Origin of the sequence: Bacillus sp. FJAT-42376, assembly GCF_003816055.1 — a bacterium.
Taxonomy (GTDB): Bacteria; Bacillota; Bacilli; order Bacillales; family Bacillaceae; genus Metabacillus_B.
Genome location: NZ_CP033906.1, coordinates 3,734,433 through 3,756,687, shown reverse-complemented (window position 1 = coordinate 3,756,687; position 22,255 = coordinate 3,734,433). Strand labels below are relative to the sequence as shown.

Below are 22,255 nucleotides of genomic sequence, written 5' to 3'. Positions count from 1 at the left end.
GGATTAATATGGGTAATAGGCATAATTGTTAATTTTTTGTGAACCATTTTTTTTTCGGTGATTTATTTTTTTGCGCACTAGATAGTGAAGGATTTCACAAAGTTTTTGGCAAAAAACAAAATAAAATGGTGAAAAGAGCAGAAAATATACACAGGTATCATTTTTGTTCTTTTACCGACAAATTAAGTAAAGGTGATGTGATCGTCTTGAGAAAACCAAAAGTAGTGGTTTTAGGTGCAGGTTATGGCGGTTTAATTACAGTTAACCGTCTTTCAAAATTAGTAGGGGTTAACGATGCGGATATTACGCTTGTTAACAAAAACGATTACCATTATGAAACAACTTGGCTGCATGAAGCTTCAGCCGGTACGCTTCATCACGATAAATGCCGTTACCAAATTAAAGATGTAATCAGCAGCCGTGTGAACTTCGTACAGGATACAGTAACAGCAATCAAGCCGGATGAAAAGAAAATCGTTCTTGAAAAAGGCGAGCTTGAGTATGACTATCTTGTTGTATCTCTAGGATCTCAGCCGGAAACCTTCGGAATTCAAGGCTTGAAGGAATATGCTTTCGGAATTACGAACATTAATGCTGCACGTCAATTGCGTGAGCATATTGAACTTCAGTTCGCAACGTATCAGACTGAAGAAGTGAAGCAGGATGACCGTTTGACAATTGTTGTCGGTGGAGCCGGATTCACAGGTATCGAGTTCCTTGGAGAACTTTCCAACCGTGTGCCGAAGCTTTGCCGCGAATATGATATTGATCCTAAGAAAGTCCGCATCATCTGTGTGGAAGCTGCTCCGACGGCTCTTCCAGGATTTGATCCGGAACTTGTTGAGTATGCAGTTAACCATCTTGAGCGCAAAGGTGTAGAATTCAAAATCGGTACTGCGATTAAAGAATGTACGGAAGATGGAATCGTCGTTGCTAAAGATGACCATATGGAAGAAATCAAAGCTGGTACAGTTGTATGGGCTGCAGGGGTTCGCGGAAACAGCGTTGTAGAAGAAGCTGGATTCGAGAACATGCGCGGACGCGTTAAAGTTACTCCTGATCTTCTTGCACCTGGCCACAAAGATGTATTCATCATTGGAGATTGCTCATTGATTATCAATGAAGAAATCAATCGTCCATACCCTCCAACTGCACAAATTGCGATGCAGCAGGGAGAGACTTGTGCGAAAAACCTATCCGTATTAATCAAAGGCCAGGGAGAAATGGAAGGCTTTAAAGCTGACATTAAAGGTACAGTTGCTTCTCTTGGTGAAGATGATGCAGTAGGAACTGTTTTCGGCAAAAAGCTTGTTGGAACGAAAGCATCATTCATGAAAAAGATGATCGATAACCGTGCACTATACATGGTGGGCGGACCTGGTATGGTCATGAAAAAAGGAAAATTCAAGTTCTTTTAATAAGCAGTCTGCGTTAAAGCATGCTGTTGATTTATAACATTTGATGCGGAAATCAGCAGCAAAGTTTAACAGAACCAATAAGTAAGGAAAGGCAAAAGCTTATAGCTTTTGCCTTTTCTTATTTTTGGGTACATAATAAAAGCATTATATTATTTGATGGAATGACAGGTAGAGGAGTGGCATCATGACAAGTAAACGGGGAAATGTCTGGCTGGCAGCTGCGGGGATTGTAACCGATGAATCAAATAGGTGGCTTGTTGTAAAAAAGAAATATGGCGGTCTGAAGGGCAAATGGTCCCTGCCGGCTGGATTTGTGGATGGAAATGAGACAGTTGATCAGGCAGTAATCAGAGAAATATATGAAGAAACGGGAATTAAGGCGGTCCTCAATGGAATTGTTGGGGTGAGATCTGGCGTTATAAAAGGCCAGGTCAGTGATAATATGCTTATTTTTAAGCTAAAAGCAGCAAGCAGTGTGATCCGGATTCAGGAAGAAGAGCTCTTTGAGGCGGCATTTATTCCTTATGAACAGTTAAAAGCTGATCCGGACTCATCCTTGCTGATTACCGCATTGGGTGACAAAGATATGGATCCTAAATTAACGTTATATGACCAGCTTGATCCGGGGGAGCAATTTAACTACTCCGCATATAACTTATTTTTATAATTTTCAAAAAAATAAGAAAATTAAAGAAAATAAGAGTTTAAGCCTGATGTATTCGCTTTCATTGGCTCTTTTGTCATCTTATCTGCCTTTATTGTTGACAAGATACCTGATATCTTAATTAACAACAGATCATAAAGGGGAGATCACAGATGACATTGAAAGCTGAAAAAAGAGAGTGTCCATATTGCTCAGGCAAAGGTTATTTTCAGTTGCTTCTTGGCGGTACAGAAACATGTGATTGCTGCAATGGAACTGGAAAAAAGTCTTGAAATATAGAAAATTCAGGGAAATTCATATTGACGTATCTAATGCGCTTTCAGTACACTGAAATTGGTGTATTGGAGGTGTTTTAGATATGATATTGCCGGTATTTATTATTTCCATTGTCTTATTTTTTGTCTTGTTCTTTGGCATTGGATTTATCTTGAATATGCTGCTCAGAATGTCATGGATCATGGCGGTCATTTATCCGATCGTTTGTATTTTGATTATTGATGATGGAACTGCCGCCTCTTATTTCAGTGCACCGGGAGAATCTTTTCCGGCACTTTTAAAGAAGGTCGTCTCGCTTCAAGGTGTGGATATTACCATTTTAGCAAGCGGTCTTGCAGGTGCGGTCTGTTCAGGATTTGTCATACAGGCATTAAGAAAAAAAGGATATCAGATGTTCTGAAGCTTCCGGCTGATGCGGAAGTTTTTTTATTTTGGCAGGGTAAAGTCCGCACGACCCGTCTTTTGTTACAAACATTTCAATTCCTCTCTTTAAGAATACTTTTGTCATTGATTGGGAACAAATAGCTTAGTGAGAGGAGTGTGTAACATAAAATGAGATTCTTTGGAATATGGGCAAGACGTTTGGTGATGACGCTGCTATTCGCAGCTGCCCTGGCAACAACGTTTGAAGCTGTGTCTGGAGTAAAAGCGAGAGAACTGACTCAGGATTTATATCATGCATATGCAAGTCATAATGGAGAAAACGATTCTTTCCGGTTGTTTGGATTGTCACTTAAATGGCTGCCTGTCCGCCATGCTTCATCCGTTCAGACCATATCGGGTTCGTTATTGAAAAAAGATGAAAAGCTGGAAACGGCTTTTAACTGGGAACAGTATCCTAAGCATAAAGTGGTTGCTACCGGCTATACGGCAGGCTACGAATCGACAGGAAAAAATCCGGGTCATCCGGAATATGGGATTACATACTCAGGTGTTAAAGTAAAGAGAGATCTGTTTTCTACGATCGCCGCCGACCTTACTGTTTTTCCAATTGGAACTGTGCTGTTTATTCCTGAATATGGATACGGTGTGGTAACCGATAAAGGGGCTGCGATTAAGGGAGATCGCCTTGACTTATATTTTGATACCGTGGCGGATGTTTATAAGCATTGGGGCAAGAAGGAACTGGATGTTTATGTGGTCAAAAAAGGGGATGGAAGCTTTACTGAACGAGAATTGGCCAAGCTGAATGAAAGCGAGTCCCTTCAAGTATTCAGGCAGCAGTATACCCATCCGAATCGGGAATATTGAAAAAGGCAGCTGGAGTTCAATCCGGCTGCCTTTTTAATCGAATATATTCCGTATGTATGAGATTTCTTCTTTAAAGAAGGCCGGATGCAAAATGGAAGCAAGTTCGGCAAGACCTTCATAGAGTCTTGGAGAGGGTCTGCAAAAATGTGCTTCTTTCAGCAAAAGAACCCGCCCGTTTCTTAATGCTTTCAGATTGGCAGAGCCGCTGCGCTTCTGGACATATTCAATTCTCATTTTTGACTCTTTTACGCCAACCCACACGAGAAAAAAGTAGTCAGGATCTCTTGAAAGGACCTCTTCCCAGCTAGTCTGAATGCTCGCATCCTTTGTCTTGGCAAATATATTTTCAGCACCGGCGAGGCGGCTCATTTCCGTTAGCCAGTTTATTCCGCCCGGTGTAAAAATCGGCTTCGGCCACCACTCAAAGTATACAGATGGCCTTACAGACAGTTCATCTGATTTCATTTTGAATTTCTTCATAATCAAGCGGAAGGCATGCGTTTTTTCCTCTGCCTGTTCCAAACGCCCCGTTCTTGCTCCGAGCCTCAGTAAATCTTCGTTAATTTCTTCAAGTGACTGAGGATTAAAAATCATATACGGCAAGTTTCGCCGCTCTAATTCTTCGATGTTTTTTTCCATGCCGGGAACACTTAGGGAAGCGAGCACCAAATCCGGTTCGCACCTTTCCAAATCATCCATCCGAATGGATAAATCCGGACCCAGTCTCGGAAGGTGGCTGATCTTTTCCTCCGGCCAATCTGAAAAGTCATCAATTCCAGCTAATTGATCGGTTAGGCCAAGGCAAACAGCAAGTTCTGTATTGCTGGGACAGATCGATACAATCTTCAGCGCGGTTCACCTCCGGTTTATAGTTGGAAAAAAAGATAGTGCATCAAAAGTGTAAGGACGATTCCTGTGATTCCTCCGAAAAATACTTCAATCGGCTGGTGGCCCAGCAATTCTTTCAGTTTTTTCTGCTTCTCCTGCTCCTGTGTCTGCTGCCAGTCTTTTGCTTCTTTCATAAAGCGGTTAAAATCAATAACCAGTTTATTGAGAACGGTGGCCTGTTCGCCTGCGTGGCGCCTTACTCCGGTTGCATCAAACATGGTGATAACGGCGAAGATGGCTGAGACCGCAAACAGAGTGGAACCAAGGCCGTCTTCAATCGCAACTGCGGTTGTTAGGGCAGTGACGGCAGCGGAATGCGAACTGGGCATACCGCCCGTACTGGTGACAAGAGACCAATCCCACTTTCTAATGGCTATAAAGTGAATGGGGACCTTGACTACCTGTGCGAAGAAAATAGCGGTCAGAGCTGCAATCAGGGGGAAATTAAAAAATAAATCCATATTGGCTTCTCCTGCCTTCCGTATGTATCAGGGTTTCATTATGTTTAAATTCCCCAGGTCTGATAAAATAAAGCTATCAGGCGAAGGAGGATCGCTTTGTGGATGCTTATCCGGAAGAGTACTACCAGTTCTTCATCCATTTTAACGAAGGTGATTACTACACTTGTCATGATCTCCTTGAGGAAATGTGGCTGACCGACAAGTCGAATCTTTTCTTAAAAGGACTGCTGCAAATGTCTGTGGCCCTCTATCATTACAGCTATGGCAATTTGAAAGGCACAAGGTCGATGATGCTTGCGGGCAGACAATATATACAGCCTTACCGTCCGCATCACTGGGGAATGGATTTGGAAAAAGTACATCATTTCATGGAAAATTGTTTACTCATTATACCACAGGTCCCTGATAAGATACCGTTTGAAATGACGAATAGTCTGCCCAGGCTTCCCATGCTCTTTTTATACCTGGAATGACATGTTTGGAAACCATTAAAGGAGGAAATCAGAATGTTTAACGTTTATGAAGCACTGACAGGAAATGAAGAGACCGTCATTACGGGTTTATTTAAAAAAACACAGCCTTTGCAGGGGACACTTGCGGACTTGGACGGCAGTCTTGAAGGTCAAGTTACATCCCTTATTAAAGAGGGAGACATCCGCTCAGACGCTATGTCTCTTTCTAAAATTTTCCCGCTTGGAAAAACCGGCATGAAGAGGATGTATATTTCAGGATTAGGCAGAGAGAAGGACTGGAACTTTGAAGCGGCAAGAGAAACGTTCGGCCAAATCGTGAAACGTCTGCTTGCAGATAAAAAAACGGAAGCAGCTGTTGATTTAGATTCATTCACCTCTGAAAATCTGAATAGTCTGGAAGCTGCGCATAGTCTTGCTGAAGCACTTGAATTAGCAGCCTATAAGATTAAAGACTATAAGCACAAATCAAATGAACCGGAGAAAAACATTACACAGGTGACCATTATAACCAAAGAAGATCCGGCAGAAATCAGGGCAGCATTGTTTGTCGGTTCTGCGCATGGAAAAGGCACAAACTCGGCAAGGACACTCGTTAATATGCCGTCCAACATTCTTACAGCAACTGAACTTGCCGAGCATGCGAAACGTCTTTCAGACCAGTATGGCTTTGAATGTGAAATACTGGATAAAGAAGAGATGCAAAAGCTTGGGATGGGCGCCATGCTAGCGGTCAGCCAGGGTTCAGCTGAACCGCCGAAAATGATTGTCCTTAAGTACACCGGGAGTGAAGATCGCGAGGAAACACTTGGTCTTGTCGGAAAAGGAATCACGTTTGACACGGGCGGATATTCCATTAAAACAAAATCAGGAATAGTTGGAATGAAAACCGATATGGGAGGAGCTGCAGCTGTTTTAGGAGCAATGGAGATCATTGGTGAGCTGAAGCCTGAACAAAATGTCGTAGCCGTTATTCCATCAACCGACAATGTGATTTCAGGAACGGCTTTCAAACCAGATGATGTGATTGTGTCCATGAACGGAAAAACCATTGAAATACTGAATACAGATGCAGAAGGCCGGCTGGTACTGGCAGATGCCATTACATATGCGAAACATCATGGAGCCACTCATCTGGTGGATGTGGCAACATTAACAGGAGGAGTCATCGTCGCCCTTGGCAATGAGATGACAGGAGCAACGACAAATAACGAAAAGCTTTTTGAGCAAGTATCATCAGCATCTAAAGAATGTGGAGAACCAATGTGGCTGCTCCCGATTACAGAAAAGGATACGAAAAGGGTAAAAAGCAGTAAAATGGCCGATTTAAGCAATTCTCCCGGCAGAGAAGGACACGCCATTATGGCCGCTGCGTTTTTAAAGGAATTTGCTGAGGAGACTCCATGGGTACACCTGGATATTGCAGGAACATCCGTTACAGCGAAAGAAACTCTCCTCGGGCCTTCAGGCGGCACAGGCGTTATGGCCAGAACCCTTGCAACATTTGTGGAAAATTTTGAAGCATAAAAACAGGACTTCCGCCTAACTCTCTGGACGATCCGCCTGCATAACTTATATGGAGGAAGGAATACCCAGAAAGAGTTATGGAGGTTATGTGATTGAGTGAACAGCTGATTTTAGATGAAGATACGAGGCGGCCCTTTGGATTTGGAGGATTCGGGAGACCGGGATTTGGATTTGGAGGATTCGGGAGACCGGGATTTGGGTTTGGAGGGTTTGGGAGACCTTTCGGATTTGGTTTCGGCAGACCCTTCGGCTTTGGGTTTGGCAGACCGTTTGGTTATGGATTTGGACCTTTCGGCTATGGCTATGGCTTTCCCTTGGGATTGGCAGGCGGATTAGCTGCTTCAGCGCTTCTCAGTCCTTATTATGGATATGGTTATGGTTATGGATATCCATATTACCCCTATTACGGATACCCCTACTATTATTAATGGAAAGGCTGAATCGAATGGGATTCAGCCTTTTCTGTGTATTAATACTTTACTCTGCTAATGTGATAAAACAAATCGTTGACAGGTTTCGTCAAAATGTGATAATTTAAGTGCATGTTATTTATTGCTCTACCATATTAGCAAACTAAAGTGTTTTGGGGGTTTACGGAATGAATGCAGTGATTTTAGCCGTTGTGGTTCTGCTGCTGTTAAGCCTGTTCAGGGTTAATGTTGTTTTTTCATTGATCATTGGAGCACTGGCTGGCGGATTAGCAAGCGGGCTTGATATAAAAACGATTGGGGAAGCCTTTACCGGCGGATTGGGAGCAAACGCTGCTGTAGCTCTAAGCTATGCCTCTCTTGGAGCGTTTGCGGTGGCGTTGACGAAAACAGGACTGCCTGATGCCATGGTGCATTTTGCGATCAAGCTTGTCGGCAAAGAAGGCGAATCGAATCGAAAAACATTATCCAAGGTTTTGATCTTATTTATCATTTTGCTTATCTCAATCTCATCTCAAAATATAGTGCCGGTTCACATTGCCTTTATACCGGTTCTGATACCGCCATTATTAAAAATATTCAACCAGCTGCAGATTGACAGAAGGCTTGTGGCGGCAGTGATGACCTTTGGATTAATCACTCCTTATATGTATGTACAAGCTGGATTCGGTGCCATTTTCCACGGTATTTTGAGAGATAATATGAAGGAGGCAGGTCTCTCTATTAAGTTATCGCAGATTCCAGAGGCGATGATGATTCCTTCCTTAGGGATGGTAACGGGTCTGATCCTTGCGTTCATTATTTATCGAAAGAAAAGAGTATACGAGGATAAAGAAATAACTGGAGCCGAGGCTGTAGCTTATTCAAAAAAGACGCTGAGCTTTGCTGCAGCAGCCATTGTTATATCCCTTGCTGTCCAGCTGTACCTTTCTAAGCTGGAAATTGAAGGCGGTATGATTTTTGGGGCTCTTGCAGGAATAGCCGTCCTTTATGTAACAGGTGCAATGAAGTGGAAAGAAGCGGATCAGGTATTGACAAAAGGAATGCAAATGATGGCCTTTATCGGATTCGTCATGCTTGCTGCCTCTGGATTTGCCAGTGTAATGGAAAAGACAGGGCACATTGAAACAATGGTGAAAAGCGCCTCTGAAATAATCGGTGATAATCAGTCTTTGGCTGCGCTGCTTATGTTAGTAGTCGGTCTGCTGGTCACTATGGGAATAGGATCTTCTTTCTCTACCGTACCCATTATTACTTCGCTCTTCGTACCTCTATGCATTAGCCTTGGGTTCAGTCCTCTGGCAACAATTGCGATTATTGGTACTGCAGGGGCACTTGGTGATGCCGGTTCTCCGGTATCGGACAGTACGCTTGGACCGACATCCGGACTCAATGCGGATGGGCAGCATGATCATATTTGGGATACTGTAGTCCCGACATTTATTTTATATAATGTTCCACTCATCCTCTTTGGATGGATCGCTGCCATGGTTCTATAATTTGGTATATGGTCTGGCATCCAGACTTTATATAAATCTCTGTAAAGCCATGTTGAAAAAAGAGCCTTCTCTAGGGGCTCTTTTTTCATTTGTTAAACTTGGCTGTCGATTGCAGCTAGCAGGCACTCGCTTATCCTTGGGCGGGCCTGCGTGGTTTCATCTGTCCCGCTGCTATCGCCCGGAGTCTCGCGCTTTCCGCTCTAATCGACAGGTGTTAAAGAAAATTTCAGGCTTTAACAGGGCCTTTTGTTTAAGCCGGATGATCCTGTGCTGATTTTGGAAATGGACAAAATAAAAGACTGCCGGATTTCCGGCAGTCTATCTTATTATTGTGCTTGTGGGCGAATGTTTTTCCATTCGCTGATGAGTTCAGCGTCGTCCCAATCGAACAAATAATCGGCTGCGGATGGGGTGTGATTTAATACTTCAATTTCATATTGTTCGCGGTCCAGCTCACTCAGAAAATAGCGTTTAATCGCTAATCCAGACATGATCTTCACCTCTTTTTAATCCTTTACTTGCAGTATGCCAAGTTGGAAATCTATTTATACTTCCACGGCAATAGTTTATAGAGTACATCAATTTCCAAGGTAATTCAACCCATTTTGCTTGGGAAAGTCTTTTTATTCTATGCGGGGGGAGAGCAAATCGTTATATAGAGCCATTGTTAATCAGTGTAGGGGGGGAGTTTTTCAAGTGAGTCAGCCAAAAGCAAGTTCCACTGGTGAAGAGTTCAGGAATGAAATGCACTTCTGAATACATCGGGGGAGATAGAGGGGTCATGAGCCTCATTTCTGGACAGCGCTCTATTAAGTCTGCGCTGCGGGCGGTAAGCCTTCTCCTGGATTCCCAGCTGCGGGGTCACACCTGTTGCCGGTTACGGCAGGATCGCCTCATTCCGTTTTCATTAGCTTGACATACACTTCAAAACGTAAAAAGGGAAACGCTTAGCATGCGTCTCCCTTTTTTGAAAGTCTTGCCGGTTTATGCTGCCTTGTGCTTTATTTGACCTGACCCTTTTTTAATCTGATGATAAATACGGGGAGTGATTATTGCAGCGAAAATCGTAAATACAATATCTTTTACGGCAAACCACGCCATAATCTGCCATGAAGCCAGGTAAGAAAGTTTTGCTCCCAAGACATAATTGATGATTGCATACATATAAGTCGTTCCAAAAACGTACATCACAACAATTCCAGCAAAAGCGGCGGCCATAAAGACAGGAAGCTTCGGGTTCTTATTCCATTCAACAATTTTCCCTGCTGCATATGCCGCTAATATGTAGGAAATAATAAATCCGCCGGATTTTCCAAATAGTACGCCCAATCCTGATGAAAATCCCGCAAAGACCGGGGCCCCTGCTGCACCAATTAAAGCATAAACGGTCATTGATAAAGCGCCGAGACGGCTCCCGAGCAAAAGACCTGCGAGGACACAGAAAAATGGAGCCATGGAAAGCGGAATTCCTGCAACCTGCAGAAAAGGCACCCATGAGGTTAAGTTTGCCCCAACAGCCATTAAAGCGGCAAACATACCGGCATAAACTAAATCAACCGTCTGAAATCTTCTACCCATACCAACAATCTCCTTTACACCAATAGACTTTTATATATAGACTAATAGATGAAAAGATCATTGTCAACAATGTTTATTTTAAGGTTAACATAAGAGGATGGTGAGGAATATGTATTTCGGAAAACCTAAAGTACATGCTGATTCGGACCGGATTCCCCCTAATCAGCATGTAACAAAAACATTTCCAGTGCTGCACGCAGGTTCGGTACCCTATTATCCGGAAATAGAAAAGTGGAATCTGCAAGTATACGGCTTGGTGGACACCCCATTGCTGCTCACCTATCAGGATTTGCTGGATTTCCCGCAGTCAACAGCAGCAAACGACATTCACTGTGTAACCGGATGGTCCAGATTGGATAATTTATGGACAGGTGTAAGAACACGGGATGTTGCAAAAGCGGCAGGATTGAAAAAGGAAGCAGGTTTCGTTATTCTTCACGCTGAAGAAGGCTGGACGGCTAATCTCCCCTTGGAAGATTTTTTAAAAGATACAAGCTTGCTTGCTCTCTCGCATGATGGAAAGCCATTGACTCCGGAGCACGGCTACCCGCTGCGGGCTGTCTTCCCGCATCTTTATTTTTGGAAAAGTGCCAAATGGCTGAGAGGAATTCAATTTACAGAGCATAATCATCCGGGATTCTGGGAAAAGAATGGATATCACATGAATGGAGACCCATGGAAGGAAGAGAGGTTTTCCTGGGACTAATGATTCGGATTTTTATTTGGTAAAAATTAATACTTGAATTTTAAAAAAGTTTTGTTCAAAGGGCGCGAAAGATGTCGTACATTGTTATAATGAATACTATGCTGGCATATTTCCAGCAATCTAATTCTTAAAGATTCCATGGAGTGTAAACTATGTATTTTACGTTACTGGCCATTATTGCGATTATCCCTTTCGTATTAGGTGTTGTGATTCTTTTTCACAATCGCACTCCTCTATTTGCCGTTGCTGTCAGTTTTCTGCTGCTGCTCGGTATATGGCAATTTGATTTATCGATTCTATATGGAGTGGGACTGTTTCCGCCCGAGACAGCTCAACGCTATTTTTCACTCTTTCGATGCGGGCTGATCTTTACCTTTCCAGTCGTTTGTTATTTATTGTATATTCTTCTTACCCGCTACAGTAAAATCCATTTCCTCTCCGGCAAATATTCCGTTTGGGTGCTTCGGCTTTTAGTTACATTCTCCTTATTAGTGAGCATCGCAGCATATGCGGTAAGCAATACAGAGCTGGGAATTAAAGGTTTGGAAATATATAGAATGGGCAGGCATTTTCCAATCCACTATTATCCCGTCTTTGGAGACGGGCAATGGCTGTTTTTATTGAATACGTCGTTCACCCTTGTGATGGCCTTTATTCTGATCTTTGTATCCCTCTTTCTAACAGTGAAGGAACATCGGCTATTCAGTTTTTATTTGAGCATTACCATTTTTACGGTAATCAGCATCGGTCTTTTGAGCGGATATAAAATTCTCCCCCTTTTTATTTCGGGGTTTTCTTCTGTCCTGCTTTCTCTGCTTATCTTTATAGGAGTAATCCAGAATTTGAACCGGGGATTAAAGGAACAGAAAAACCTCCTTCATACCATTATGAACCTTAATCCCAACTATATTTATGTGAAAAATGAAGATCATCAATTTATAATCGTAAATGATGCAATGGCCTCTCTTTATAACACAGAAGCGGAGGGAATCCTCTATAAAACGGACCTTGAGTTAAATCCGCGAAGTGTTCAGGCTGTAAAGATTGAGATGGAAGAGAAAAAGGTGCTTCTCGGAATAAAGCCGAGATATGAAAAACTTGAAAAAATTGTAGATCTGAAAGGTGAGACAAGGTGGATAGAGGTGCTGAAAATCCCCGTAAAACTTCTCGGGAAGCAGCTGATCTTGTGCATAGGTACAGATATCAGTCAAAGAAAGCGCGATGAAGAACTCATACTAAAGGCGGAAAAGATGAGTGTTGTGGGGGAGCTTGCAGCAGGAGTGGCCCACGAAATTCGAAATCCGCTTACCTCTCTCAAAGGATTTGTACAGTTTTTAGGTGAAGATGATCATTCAAAGCATAAAAATCATCTCCGCGTTATGGCGGAGGAGATTGACCGGATTAACGAGGTAATCGATGAGCTTTTGCTCATTGCAAAGCCTCAGGGAAAATCGTTTAAAGAAGAGAAAGCCGCAGAAATATTGGAGGATGTCATCCTGCTGATGGAGGAATCCGCTAAAGCTTCCTATGTTCAGTTCATGGTCCAAGCGGACCCTGAAATGTCAATCATGTGCAACAAAAATCATTTAAAACAAGTGTTTATGAATTTAATTAAAAACTCGATCGAAGCGATGGAGTTCGGCGGAACCATGTCTATTGACTGCTTCATGACGGGAGATGGAGCCGCTCAGTTCGTATTAAAGGATGAGGGTTCAGGGATTGAACCAGAACGGATTGAGAAGCTGGGTGAACCATTTTTTACAACAAAAGAGCGCGGTACCGGTCTTGGACTGACTGTCTGCTATAAAATTGTAAAAGAGGAGCACAGAGGCAGCATTCAATTTGAGAGTGAATTGGGTAAAGGAACAACGGTCACCATTCGTCTCCCGCTCGATCCAATTGAAGAAGCTAAAAAAAGATTTAGATAAAAAGCGGCCGGATGGCCGCTTTTTAATTGGTGCCGATGGAAATGGCGGGTTCGAGCTCAATCACTACGTTACCTTGTAAAGCACGTGATATCATACACGACTTCTCCGCTTTTTCAGCAAGCTTCCGTGAGAGTTCAATATGCTTTTCGTCTGTTCCTGCGGGAAGGATGAGGACAGGCTTGTGAATGATTCTTTTATAAGTGATGACGCCTTTTATTTCCTCCACAATTCCTTCTGACTCCATCGTCAGACTCTCCTTTTCTATAGAACTCCTCTCAAGCATCGCAGCAAGTGTAATGATATAGCAGGTCGCGGCGGCTCCAAGGAGCATTTCATCCGGATTTGTCCCGATTCCGGGTCCGCCCATTTCCGGGGGAATGGATATTTCCGTTTTTAAATGACCGGCTTGGATGTCGCCTGTACTGTTTCTGCCGCCGGGCCAATTTGCCTGAAGAATAAAACGATGCTCAGCCAATTAAATCGCCTCCTTATCCAAGTTTAGCGTATTTCTGCCCAAATCAAAAAGGAAGGTGCTCACAGGGCACCTTCCTTGCTGAAATCACTTATACAGCCATTTCCTTATCAAGCGCAACATCTGCCGGCACGTAATTGAAGCCGAGATCTCTTGCTACAGCTGCATAGGTGATTTCACCCTTCGCTGTATTCAAACCGGCTTTAAGAGCAGCATTTTCAGCTATCGCTTTATACACACCTTTATTGGCAATTTGAAGAGCATAAGGAACCGTAACATTTGTTAGCGCCATAGTGGAGGTTCTTGGAACGGCCCCCGGCATATTGGCTACCGCATAATGAACGACACCGTGTTTTTCATAAGTTGGCTGATCGTGGGTAGTTATATGGTCAACGGTTTCGACAATACCGCCCTGGTCAATCGCTACGTCGACGATAACAGAACCCGGCGTCATGCTTTTTACCATTTCCTCCGTAACAAGTGTCGGAGCCTTCGCACCCGGAATTAGAACCGCACAGATTAGTAGATCCGATTCAGCTACTGCCTGAGCGATATTGATCGGATTCGACATCAGCGTCTTGATTTGATTGCCGAAAATGTCATCAAGTTCGCGGAGACGGTCTGCGCTTAAATCAATAATGGTTACATCAGCTCCAAGGCCAATCGCCATTTTTGCTGCGTTTGTCCCGACAACCCCGCCGCCTATGATGGTCACTTTTCCGCGGCCGACACCAGGAACGCCGGCCAGCAGGATTCCTTTTCCTCCTTTTGGCTTCTCAAGGAATTGTGCACCAATTTGAGCAGACATTCGACCTGCCACTTCACTCATTGGAGTGAGCAATGGAAGCGTACGGCCCGCTGAAACGGTTTCGTAGGCAATGGAAATGACTCCGGATTCTTTAAGCGCAAGGGCAAGATCGGGCTCTGCTGCAAGATGAAGGTACGTGAAAAGCACCAATTCTTCACGGAAATAGCCGTATTCCGCCTTTAAAGGTTCTTTCACTTTCATAATCATTTCAGCCTGATTCCATACATCCGCAGCACGCTCGATTGATTCAGCTCCTGCTTCAATGTAGGCTTCATCTGTAAAACTGCTGCCGAGACCTGCTCCTTTTTCTACTAGGACACGGTGGCCCGCTGCGATGAATTGAGCTGCGCCACCCGGAGTTAAAGCTACTCGGTTTTCGTTGTTTTTAATTTCTTTGGGTACCCCTATAATCATGAACCCTTCCTCCTTTTAAAGTCAGGTTTTCCTTGGATTTGTTATGTTTTCAGTATAATAGCTTCTCCAAAAAAAAGGTTTGTTTAAAAAATAGAAAGGGTTTACAAGGTTTTGTGAAATTTCACAAAGACATCCGGTCAAGCTTTATATCCAAATAGATTGTCATTTTTTCATTTGGATTGGACAAGTCGATTTCCGCTATTTGTGTAATCCTTTTTAGCCGGTAGCTGAGGGTGTTGACATGAACGTTCAGAATCTTAGACGCTGCATGAACAGAACTGTCCGATTCAATGTAGACCTCAAGGGTCTCTGTCAAATTAGTTTTATGATCTGAATCGTAATCCTTCAGCTTTTGCAGGGCATAGTTCTCAAATCCATCCTGTTTTCGTTTCTCAAACAGAATATCAAGGTATTGGTAGATCCCCAGTTCAGAAAAACTTGTTAAAGCTGCTGTTTCTTTAGTGAAGCGCTGTTTAATTTTTGCGACTGCGAGTGCCTCGCGGTAGCTTTTGTGAATGTTCAAAATTTCGCTGTATACGCCCCCGATGCATGCTTCTACATGACGAAGTCCAAAACGTTCATCCAGCTGTTTCAGCGTGGATGAGCAAAAGTCCTTTAACTCTGTCAAAGCCTGGTCTCCGCGGGGCTCCGCTAAAATAATGAGCTGTTTAAAATCAGTGGTGGACAATAACACATGAACTTGCTGAGTCGTCTTCAGCAGGTAGTCAATCTGCTTTTCTGCATTTTGGGATATTTCCTCTGGGAACGTAAACAGCAGAACAGAAAAAGCATGAGGGAATTTAATATTGAGCTGCCCGAAACCCTCCACAATTTCTCCCGCGGACTGGACGTTTCCCGTTAAAAGCCTCCAAAACATTTCCTGACTGTGCTCCTGCTTCTTTGTTTTACTGGCATGCAAGTTCAACAGCTTATTTTTAATCGCCTCCGCTGCTTCTTTTAGAAGCCCTAATTCAGTGGCTGACAGCTTTTTTTCAATCTCAAGCGCCCAGACAAAACCGAGCACTTCTTCGTTCTTCCAGATCGAAATGGCCACCCTGCTTCCGAGGCCGACTTCTTCAATCTGATTGACACGAATCGGGTCTTTTGTCTTCATCAGCCTTGGTATGGTTCCATCTTTCCAGAGGCTATTGATTACCTTCTCTGGAACTCTGCGTCCTATAATGGTGGAAATCCGGGCAGGATCCGTGCAATCATCGTGAGTACTATAGGCAAGCAGACGATGATTGACGTCCTCAATTGTAATAGGAAGGGATAAGACTTCGCTAATTTTATCGGCAATGTCCTCAAGCCGGTCAAAATGGTAGATAAAAGGATGTTTATACCGGTCTGTCATAATCGTCACTCCTGGCGGTTCTTTTATAGAAAGGGATGTTTCAGCATACGGTTGTTTTAGTGAGCGGTTGCCATCCGCAGTCATAGTAAAGGGCTTTATAAAAAAGTATGCGCAGCCTTTTTGTAAAAATCAACAAAAAGAAAGAGAAATGTCCGTCTATTTTGGAACACAGGACGTAAAGATTTTTTCAATCCGCATCATTTCTCTTTAAAAGAAAGGCCATTCTAATAAGGAAATCAAATTGAAGAGATAAGGATGGTTCATCGTGAAAAAATGCCTTTTATCTTGTGTCCTGCTTCTGCTCCTGCTGGCGGACTGTGCAACAGTGTCCGCTTTACAAACAAGCGGACACCCCCAATCACAATCAAAAAAATTTCGAATAGACAGGCAGGAGGAGCTGTTGCAGCTCGTCAAAACGTACACCCCGGAAAAAGGAGGGGAGTGGGAAGCTGCTCTTAAAGAGAGGAGAGAACTGAGAGTGAAGCTTCATCAGAAATTTGAAGAGGACAGGCAAGAGCTGTCCATGTTAAAAAAGCATTTGAAGGATAAAAATCAATCAAAAGATGAAGTGGAAAGGAAAATGAGGGAGTGGAGAAGTAGCAGGCGGAATACACATCCACAGCCCAGGGACAAAAAGCAGCTCGTCATTGAACTTCGAAGAGTATTAAACGCAAAAGATGAAGCAGAGATTAAAAACTCGCTGAATAGGATGCTGATCACAATCAAAAACCGCAATGAAGAAATCAGGAAACGCCTAAGCGAATAAATGGAGTCTTTCAGTCAATTCCCCTCAAATCTCTCATATTTCTGCGTCATTTCCCCGCTAAAATAAAAATCGGACCGAGCCACCACAGAATAGAGCGGAAAGGATGCATAATGAATGAGAAAAAAGCTGATGATTTCCAGTGAAGCAGCTATGACGGCCGTACCTGGATGGGTCTGTGCAGAAGAAAAACATGTACAAAAGGTGCAGGGCGCTGTTTTATACGAACAAGGAGCAACTCAATCAAGCGGAGAGCAGCGGTCAAACAGGAAGCCCGTTCTCCGTATGCATTCTTCTGTACGGATGGATAATCAACAAACTGATTTCAAAGAAAGAAGCTTGAGTGAGCAGAAGCCGGGAAGAAGTCAGGAAGCAAACGAAGAGAAAAAAACAAAATTCAGGGCATTGAAAGAAAAAAGGAAAGAAAGCCGAAGCGGTCATCAAGACTTGAGGCATGCTTTAAAAATAGCCATAGAAAATAAAAATGAAGCACAAGTTGAAAAGCTGCTGGATGAACTTCTTAAGAGCAGACAATAAGAATATGAAAAACTGGAAAACCGGTTGAACGAAAAGGTACAATAATATAAAAAGGATCAGGAGGGCATTCCGGCTCTCCTTTTCTTATAAAAAGCGGGGCATGGAGAAAGCCGTGCCATCGTATGGCAAATTAATGGAGGAGTAAAATGTCCTATACAGTTTACTTAGTAGAAGATGAAACTCATTTAAATACCGTGTTAACGACGTACCTGAAACAGGAAAATTGGGAAGTAAAAAGCTTCCACAACGGCTCGGACGCTATCAAAAGCATTCCTGAACAGCCGCATCTGTGGATTCTCGATATTATGCTTCCGGATATTGATGGATACGATGTCATTAAAGAAATTAAAAAGATGAATGAAGAGACGCCGGTCATTTTTATCAGTGCACGTGATGAGGATCTGGACCGCATCATCGGTCTCGAGCTTGGCGGGGATGATTACTTATCGAAACCGTTTCTGCCGAAGGAACTGATTATCCGGGCGAAAAAAATAATGAAACGGACGTATGAAAAGCAAGAGGAGCCGAGCTTAATTTACGGTCCTTATACAATTAAAGAGAGAGAGCGGACGATCTCAGAAAATAATGAAATCATTCAGCTGACTTCAAAAGAGTTCGATTTGTTTGTCTATCTGGTCAAACATGTCGGGAGTGCGCTCAGCCGTGAACAGATTTTAGCTTACGTTTGGGGAGAGGATTATTTCGGCTCTGACCGTGTAGTAGACGATTTGGTGCGCAGGGTGAGAAAAAAATGCCCGAAGCTTCACGTGGAAACCATTTACGGCTACGGATACCGGACGGTAAAATATCTTGAGAAATAAGCCGCTCTTTATACAGATTGCTTCGCTTTTTACGGGATTGATTGTCGTGATGGCCGTTGTATTTTTTCTTGTCATCCCTTCCACATTGAAGACGTTTTTTACAAATGAGCTTTTTCGGACAATTGAGGAAAGACAGGAGCAAATTATACTCGGAGCGCGGGATAATATCCTGGAACAATCGGTAAACGATCAGCAAACACGTACGGTGAAAAGTGTGTTTATTTATGAAAATGGAAATTCCGAAGCATCAAGGTTTCAGAATAAAACTATTAAATTTTTCAGGATGCAGGCAAAAGCACAGGACGAGAGCAGCAAGCGCTATACCCTGTCCGTTGGAAAAAATGAATACTTATATGTAATAAAAAAAGGCCGTGATATTATAACAGGCCGTGAAGTCATTCTTGTTTCCTATCTCCAGGACACTTACCGGAACGAACTCATTCAAACTTTATTATCCCGGATCTTTTTTATTTTTGCCTTGATTATTGTAGGCGGGATTATTCTCTCGTTCATTTTTTCAAAATGGCTCGTTAAGCCGCTCAATCTGATTACCGCACATGTAAACAAAATATCCAAACGGAATCTTAATGAATCCCTTCTCCTTGACCGGAAGGATGAGATCGGGAAATTGGCTGCATCGATTGACGATATGAGAGATCAGCTGAAAAAGCAGGATGAATTTCAGCAAACGATGCTTCAAAATGTTTCCCATGATTTGAAAACGCCTATTATGGTGATCAGGAGCTACTCTGAGGCGATGAAGGATGGAATTCATCCGACCGGTTCTCCTGAAGGAACGGCTGACATAATTGAAAAAGAAGCGTTATTGCTTGAAAAGAAAATTAAAGATCTGCTTTATTTAACAAAGCTCGACTATATCTCGCAGCTGAAGCTGGAAAATAAACCGGTTTCTATTAATGAAACGGCTGAAGATGTCATTGTTCGTTTTAGTGCGGCGAATCCAGCCGTCAGAATCCGCACAGATCTTGAAGAAGCAACGGTCAGCGGGAGCGGCGAGCAGATAAGGGTGCTATTGGAAAACTTGCTTGAAAACGCCTTGAAATTTGCGGAAACAACCGTTGAACTCTCTGTCAAAACATCTCAGGACTCTGTCTATATCAGATGTTTTAACGATGGGGACCCGTTAAGCGAAACGCTGCTGTCTAAGATGTTCCAGCCGTTTGTGAAAGGGGAGAAAGGGAACTTCGGGCTTGGTCTGGCGATTATCAAAAGGATTGCGGACCTCCATCATGCAAGCATTACCGTCGAAAATGAAAACAATGGAGTGGCCTTTCATGTTCACTTTCCAGTCTAAGACGTTCTCCTGCGGAATGAACGTTTTTTCTTAATCTTAGGACATATAAATGGACAGCGTGTGCAAGTCTGTCATAGAATATAACGTTTCATTTGAAATTGCTTTTTAGATATGCTATTTTGGTAAGAAAATTATTGAGTTAAGGAGGGTTCATCGATGAGGAATGTTACCCTGACTGAGATCTTTGACCATCCAATTGCCCAGAAATATTTGCAGCGTTCGGGACTCGCCCATGCGGTGTCCGCAGCCTATCACGCATACAGACTCGCTTCCAAAGAAGGCGTCAATCCGGACCTGGCTGCCAAAGCAGCCCTGCTTCATGATATTGGCCACTATGAATGGTATACAGACGGTGAATGGGACTTCGAACAATATAAGAAAAATGATATTCATGCCATTAAAGGGGCCGAACGTGCTCATAAACTGCTTGTCCGGCTCGGAGAGGACCGGGTAGCAGCGAAAGAAATCGCCCTTGCCATTCTTCTTCATACCGATTCCTATTTGCCGGATGGGAAATTGGCACAGAACCCTTTGCAAAAAGTAGTGAAAATGGCGGATGAACTGGATGAAGAACCAAATGGGAAGCATCATTACCGGAAAATTTCCAACCAGACCGCCAGAAAGAAGATCCAGGCTCTGGACCGGCAGATTGAAAAGAGGAATCATCCCTTAAAAAGAACCGTATAAGGGGAAGTACAGGTAAAGTGTTATATCCCCGGGTCCGGTCTCATACTTTAAAAGTGTGAAGACTGTATAAGGGAGATGAACGCGCGCATGCAGAACCAGGCTCCTCAGATGATTACCATCATTGACCCCTATGTGTATCAGACACTTCAAACGGTCCTTGGAAGGGATCTGGTCATCCAGACTGTAAGGGATACGGTGAGAGGAAAACTAGAAGATGTAAAACCGGATCACATTGTTTTGAAAGCAAGCGGAGAGGCTGTGTTTTTTATCCGCATTCAGCAAATCGTTTCCATTATGCCTGTACAGGATTAGACCCCGGAAGCCGGTTCATCTGCGAACCTGGCTTTTTTGTTCCTTAATTGTGAGATATATACATGTGAGAACCTGCTGAAAATGGGGTATAGAGTAGAATGCTGTGCAAGTACCCGGATAGGGGAAAGCAATTAAACATTAACCTGCAGCCATGGGAGGTGACTCCTTATCCTTTTTTGGATAAGGGAATTTTGGATATAGTGAACTTGGTGCTTGTCGCCATACTTATTGCTTTAACTGCATTTTTTGTAACCTCGGAGTTTGCCATTGTTAAAATCAGAAGTTCAAGGCTTGATCAGCTTATTGCTGAAGGCAATAAAAATGCCATTGCAGCAAAAAAGGTCACTTCAAGTCTTGATGAATATTTATCAGCTTGTCAGCTGGGGATTACCGTAACGGCACTCGGCCTTGGGTGGCTTGGGGAACCGACTGTCGCTCATTTGCTTAAGCCCCTTTTTGAGCAGCTTCCGTTAAGCGAATCCATTTCGCATATCATATCCGTCACGATTGCTTTTGCAGTGATCACGTTCGTGCATGTAGTGGTCGGAGAACTGGCCCCTAAGACGGTTGCGATTCAAAAAACAGAAATGGTCGCTCTTGCATTTGCAAGGCCACTCATCCTGTTTTACAAGGTGGCTTTTCCGTTTATATGGGCATTGAATACGTCAGCCAGATTCGTGACGGGTATTTTTGGGCTGAAGCCTGCTTCCGAGCATGAAATGGCCCATTCTGAAGAAGAGCTGAGAATTATCTTATCCGAAAGCTATGAAAACGGTGAAATCAATCAATCAGAATATAAATATGTCAATCGTATTTTTGAGTTTGATGACCGTGTAGCGAAGGAAATTATGGTGCCGAGAACAGAAATTGCTGCGCTCGACTCGGAGGATTCGTTTGAAGAAAACCTTGGTGTGATGAGCAGAGAGAAATATACGCGCTATCCTGTTGTAAATGGGGACAAGGATCATATTTTAGGATTGGTAAACAGCAAAGAAATTTTCACAGATCTTTTCGCGCACGAGGAAGATATGCGAAGGAATCTTTCCCTCGAAAAGTACATTCGTCCGGTGATTGAAGTCATTGAATCGATTCCGATTCATGATTTGTTAATTAAAATGCAAAAGGAGCGGGTCCATTTAGCTGTTTTAGTAGATGAGTACGGCGGAACCGCGGGTCTTGTTACGGTAGAGGATATTGTTGAAGAAATTGTCGGGGAAATCAGAGACGAGTTTGATCAGGATGAAGTTCCGGAGATTCAAAGGAAAGCAGAGCATCATTATATTTTTGACGGAAAGGTTCTTCTTCACCAGGTAAATAATTTGCTTCACCTTGAGATTGAAGAAGAAGATATTGATACAGTCGGGGGATGGCTCTTGACGAGAAATATTGATATAAAGGAAGGGGAAACGGTGTTTCATGAAGGGTATGAATTCACCGTCCGGGAAATTGAAGGGCATTTAATCAGATCCGTCGAGGTCTTAAAGGTGCATTCAAACAAGGTACAAGAAGAACCCGTCAATAGCTGAAGACAAAGTGTGGCTTTCTTGGGTCACATAGATTAAAGACAGGGAAATGCATGCTATGCGTTTCTCTGTTTTTAATTGAAGATACCCGCGAGCCCGTGGATAAGGGAGCACTAAGCGGAAATCAGCCATGTATCTAAGTTAAATAGCAAGTG

At 43.2% G+C, this 22,255-nt stretch carries 25 protein-coding genes; 18 read left to right on the top strand and 7 right to left on the bottom strand.

Annotation, left to right across the window (positions count from 1 at the left end; genetic code table 11):
• The first annotated feature begins 200 nt into the window (after positions 1-200).
• The 5 genes from CEF21_RS18915 to CEF21_RS18900 all read left to right on the top strand — a co-directional run bounded on the left by CEF21_RS18915 (position 201) and on the right by CEF21_RS18900 (position 3,609).
• Positions 201-1,418 carry an NAD(P)/FAD-dependent oxidoreductase gene (locus CEF21_RS18915; RefSeq protein ID WP_481747685.1) on the top strand — a complete coding sequence of 406 codons (1,218 nt, stop codon included), beginning with the start codon at positions 201-203 and terminating at the stop codon, positions 1,416-1,418.
• A 184-nt stretch (positions 1,419-1,602) separates the two neighbouring features.
• On the top strand, positions 1,603-2,085 hold the full coding sequence (locus tag CEF21_RS18910; RefSeq protein WP_123919057.1) for an NUDIX domain-containing protein: 483 nt from the start codon (positions 1,603-1,605) through the stop codon (positions 2,083-2,085).
• A 149-nt stretch (positions 2,086-2,234) separates the two neighbouring features.
• Complete coding sequence (locus CEF21_RS21420; protein WP_164462246.1) at positions 2,235-2,354, top strand: YuiA family protein; 120 nt, start codon at positions 2,235-2,237, stop codon at positions 2,352-2,354.
• An 86-nt stretch (positions 2,355-2,440) separates the two neighbouring features.
• Positions 2,441-2,758: a YuiB family protein gene (locus tag CEF21_RS18905; RefSeq protein ID WP_123919055.1), complete on the top strand. Its 318-nt coding sequence runs from the start codon at positions 2,441-2,443 to the stop codon at positions 2,756-2,758.
• Between the two features lie 152 nt (positions 2,759-2,910).
• Entirely contained in the window at positions 2,911-3,609 is a 699-nt protein-coding gene (locus CEF21_RS18900) for a 3D domain-containing protein (RefSeq protein WP_123919053.1), read from the top strand.
• A 33-nt stretch (positions 3,610-3,642) separates the two neighbouring features.
• On the opposite strand, the gene CEF21_RS18895 is transcribed toward CEF21_RS18900, so the two are convergent.
• Positions 3,643-4,443 (bottom strand): ABC transporter substrate-binding protein, encoded by an 801-nt coding sequence (locus CEF21_RS18895; protein ID WP_346773376.1) that lies wholly within the window; start codon positions 4,441-4,443, stop codon positions 3,643-3,645.
• A 32-nt stretch (positions 4,444-4,475) separates the two neighbouring features.
• Entirely contained in the window at positions 4,476-4,958 is a 483-nt protein-coding gene (locus CEF21_RS18890; protein ID WP_123919049.1) for a divergent PAP2 family protein, read from the bottom strand.
• Positions 4,959-5,056: 98 nt separating this feature from the next.
• Here CEF21_RS18890 and CEF21_RS18885 point away from each other — a divergent pair, with 98 nt between their 5' ends.
• The 4 genes from CEF21_RS18885 (at position 5,057) to CEF21_RS18870 (ending at position 8,882) form a co-directional block, all read left to right on the top strand.
• On the top strand, positions 5,057-5,431 hold the full coding sequence (locus CEF21_RS18885; protein WP_123919047.1) for a DUF309 domain-containing protein: 375 nt from the start codon (positions 5,057-5,059) through the stop codon (positions 5,429-5,431).
• Positions 5,432-5,464: 33 nt separating this feature from the next.
• On the top strand, positions 5,465-6,955 hold the full coding sequence (locus tag CEF21_RS18880) for a leucyl aminopeptidase (protein ID WP_123919045.1): 1,491 nt from the start codon (positions 5,465-5,467) through the stop codon (positions 6,953-6,955).
• A 92-nt stretch (positions 6,956-7,047) separates the two neighbouring features.
• Complete coding sequence (locus CEF21_RS18875) at positions 7,048-7,383, top strand: hypothetical protein (protein ID WP_206427787.1); 336 nt, start codon at positions 7,048-7,050, stop codon at positions 7,381-7,383.
• A gap of 170 nt (positions 7,384-7,553) precedes the next feature.
• On the top strand, positions 7,554-8,882 hold the full coding sequence (locus tag CEF21_RS18870) for a Na+/H+ antiporter family protein (RefSeq protein WP_123919043.1): 1,329 nt from the start codon (positions 7,554-7,556) through the stop codon (positions 8,880-8,882).
• Between the two features lie 326 nt (positions 8,883-9,208).
• Here the strand turns inward: CEF21_RS18870 and CEF21_RS21415 are convergent, their stop codons facing one another.
• Together CEF21_RS21415 and CEF21_RS18865 are read right to left on the bottom strand one after the other, a co-directional pair.
• On the bottom strand, positions 9,209-9,373 hold the full coding sequence (locus tag CEF21_RS21415; protein ID WP_164462245.1) for a hypothetical protein: 165 nt from the start codon (positions 9,371-9,373) through the stop codon (positions 9,209-9,211).
• 493 nt (positions 9,374-9,866) lie between these two features.
• On the bottom strand, positions 9,867-10,460 hold the full coding sequence (locus CEF21_RS18865) for a biotin transporter BioY (protein WP_123919041.1): 594 nt from the start codon (positions 10,458-10,460) through the stop codon (positions 9,867-9,869).
• Positions 10,461-10,569: 109 nt separating this feature from the next.
• On the opposite strand from CEF21_RS18865, the gene CEF21_RS18860 reads away from it, so the two are divergent.
• Positions 10,570-11,166, top strand: coding sequence for a sulfite oxidase-like oxidoreductase (locus CEF21_RS18860; protein WP_123919039.1), 597 nt, complete (start codon positions 10,570-10,572; stop codon positions 11,164-11,166).
• A gap of 152 nt (positions 11,167-11,318) precedes the next feature.
• Complete coding sequence (locus CEF21_RS18855; RefSeq protein WP_123919037.1) at positions 11,319-13,094, top strand: ATP-binding protein; 1,776 nt, start codon at positions 11,319-11,321, stop codon at positions 13,092-13,094.
• A 22-nt stretch (positions 13,095-13,116) separates the two neighbouring features.
• On the opposite strand, the gene CEF21_RS18850 is transcribed toward CEF21_RS18855, so the two are convergent.
• The 3 genes from CEF21_RS18850 to CEF21_RS18840 form a co-directional block, all read right to left on the bottom strand.
• Positions 13,117-13,569 carry an OsmC family protein gene (locus tag CEF21_RS18850; protein WP_123919035.1) on the bottom strand — a complete coding sequence of 151 codons (453 nt, stop codon included), beginning with the start codon at positions 13,567-13,569 and terminating at the stop codon, positions 13,117-13,119.
• A gap of 88 nt (positions 13,570-13,657) precedes the next feature.
• Positions 13,658-14,788 carry an alanine dehydrogenase gene (gene ald, locus CEF21_RS18845; RefSeq protein ID WP_123919033.1) on the bottom strand — a complete coding sequence of 377 codons (1,131 nt, stop codon included), beginning with the start codon at positions 14,786-14,788 and terminating at the stop codon, positions 13,658-13,660.
• A 121-nt stretch (positions 14,789-14,909) separates the two neighbouring features.
• Complete coding sequence (locus CEF21_RS18840; protein WP_123919031.1) at positions 14,910-16,142, bottom strand: sporulation transcriptional activator AdeR; 1,233 nt, start codon at positions 16,140-16,142, stop codon at positions 14,910-14,912.
• 400 nt (positions 16,143-16,542) lie between these two features.
• Between CEF21_RS18840 and CEF21_RS18835 the strand changes: the two genes are divergently transcribed.
• From CEF21_RS18835 to CEF21_RS18805, 7 genes are all read left to right on the top strand, one after another.
• A complete protein-coding gene (locus CEF21_RS18835) occupies positions 16,543-16,908 on the top strand; it encodes a hypothetical protein (protein WP_123919029.1) in 366 nt (121 codons plus the stop codon).
• A 114-nt stretch (positions 16,909-17,022) separates the two neighbouring features.
• The gene (locus tag CEF21_RS18830; protein ID WP_123919027.1) at positions 17,023-17,442 is read left to right on the top strand and encodes a hypothetical protein; all 420 of its coding nucleotides are present in this window, start codon (positions 17,023-17,025) and stop codon (positions 17,440-17,442) included.
• Positions 17,443-17,588: 146 nt separating this feature from the next.
• Positions 17,589-18,263 (top strand): response regulator transcription factor, encoded by a 675-nt coding sequence (locus tag CEF21_RS18825; protein WP_123919025.1) that lies wholly within the window; start codon positions 17,589-17,591, stop codon positions 18,261-18,263.
• On the top strand, positions 18,253-19,578 hold the full coding sequence (locus CEF21_RS18820) for a HAMP domain-containing sensor histidine kinase (protein ID WP_123919023.1): 1,326 nt from the start codon (positions 18,253-18,255) through the stop codon (positions 19,576-19,578). Before CEF21_RS18825 ends, CEF21_RS18820 begins: the two co-directional genes overlap by 11 nt.
• 156 nt (positions 19,579-19,734) lie before the next feature.
• Entirely contained in the window at positions 19,735-20,265 is a 531-nt protein-coding gene (locus tag CEF21_RS18815; protein ID WP_123919021.1) for an HD domain-containing protein, read from the top strand.
• A gap of 87 nt (positions 20,266-20,352) precedes the next feature.
• Positions 20,353-20,577 (top strand): YuzF family protein, encoded by a 225-nt coding sequence (locus tag CEF21_RS18810; protein ID WP_123919019.1) that lies wholly within the window; start codon positions 20,353-20,355, stop codon positions 20,575-20,577.
• A 191-nt stretch (positions 20,578-20,768) separates the two neighbouring features.
• Entirely contained in the window at positions 20,769-22,103 is a 1,335-nt protein-coding gene (locus tag CEF21_RS18805) for a hemolysin family protein (RefSeq protein ID WP_123920405.1), read from the top strand.
• Positions 22,104-22,255: the final 152 nt, after the last annotated feature.

Coding starts and splice junctions, on each gene's coding strand:
- CEF21_RS18910 (WP_123919057.1), top strand. CDS start 1,603: ATGACAAGTAAACGGGGAAATGTCTGGCTGGCAGCTGCGGGGATTGTA.
- CEF21_RS21420 (WP_164462246.1), top strand. CDS start 2,235: ATGACATTGAAAGCTGAAAAAAGAGAGTGTCCATATTGCTCAGGCAAA.
- CEF21_RS18905 (WP_123919055.1), top strand. CDS start 2,441: ATGATATTGCCGGTATTTATTATTTCCATTGTCTTATTTTTTGTCTTG.
- CEF21_RS18900 (WP_123919053.1), top strand. CDS start 2,911: ATGAGATTCTTTGGAATATGGGCAAGACGTTTGGTGATGACGCTGCTA.
- CEF21_RS18890 (WP_123919049.1), bottom strand. CDS start 4,958: ATGGATTTATTTTTTAATTTCCCCCTGATTGCAGCTCTGACCGCTATT.
- CEF21_RS18880 (WP_123919045.1), top strand. CDS start 5,465: ATGTTTAACGTTTATGAAGCACTGACAGGAAATGAAGAGACCGTCATT.
- CEF21_RS18870 (WP_123919043.1), top strand. CDS start 7,554: ATGAATGCAGTGATTTTAGCCGTTGTGGTTCTGCTGCTGTTAAGCCTG.
- CEF21_RS21415 (WP_164462245.1), bottom strand. CDS start 9,373: ATGTCTGGATTAGCGATTAAACGCTATTTTCTGAGTGAGCTGGACCGC.
- CEF21_RS18865 (WP_123919041.1), bottom strand. CDS start 10,460: ATGGGTAGAAGATTTCAGACGGTTGATTTAGTTTATGCCGGTATGTTT.
- CEF21_RS18860 (WP_123919039.1), top strand. CDS start 10,570: ATGTATTTCGGAAAACCTAAAGTACATGCTGATTCGGACCGGATTCCC.
- CEF21_RS18855 (WP_123919037.1), top strand. CDS start 11,319: ATGTATTTTACGTTACTGGCCATTATTGCGATTATCCCTTTCGTATTA.
- ald (WP_123919033.1), bottom strand. CDS start 14,788: ATGATTATAGGGGTACCCAAAGAAATTAAAAACAACGAAAACCGAGTA.
- CEF21_RS18840 (WP_123919031.1), bottom strand. CDS start 16,142: ATGACAGACCGGTATAAACATCCTTTTATCTACCATTTTGACCGGCTT.
- CEF21_RS18830 (WP_123919027.1), top strand. CDS start 17,023: ATGAGAAAAAAGCTGATGATTTCCAGTGAAGCAGCTATGACGGCCGTA.
- CEF21_RS18825 (WP_123919025.1), top strand. CDS start 17,589: ATGTCCTATACAGTTTACTTAGTAGAAGATGAAACTCATTTAAATACC.
- CEF21_RS18815 (WP_123919021.1), top strand. CDS start 19,735: ATGAGGAATGTTACCCTGACTGAGATCTTTGACCATCCAATTGCCCAG.
- CEF21_RS18810 (WP_123919019.1), top strand. CDS start 20,353: ATGCAGAACCAGGCTCCTCAGATGATTACCATCATTGACCCCTATGTG.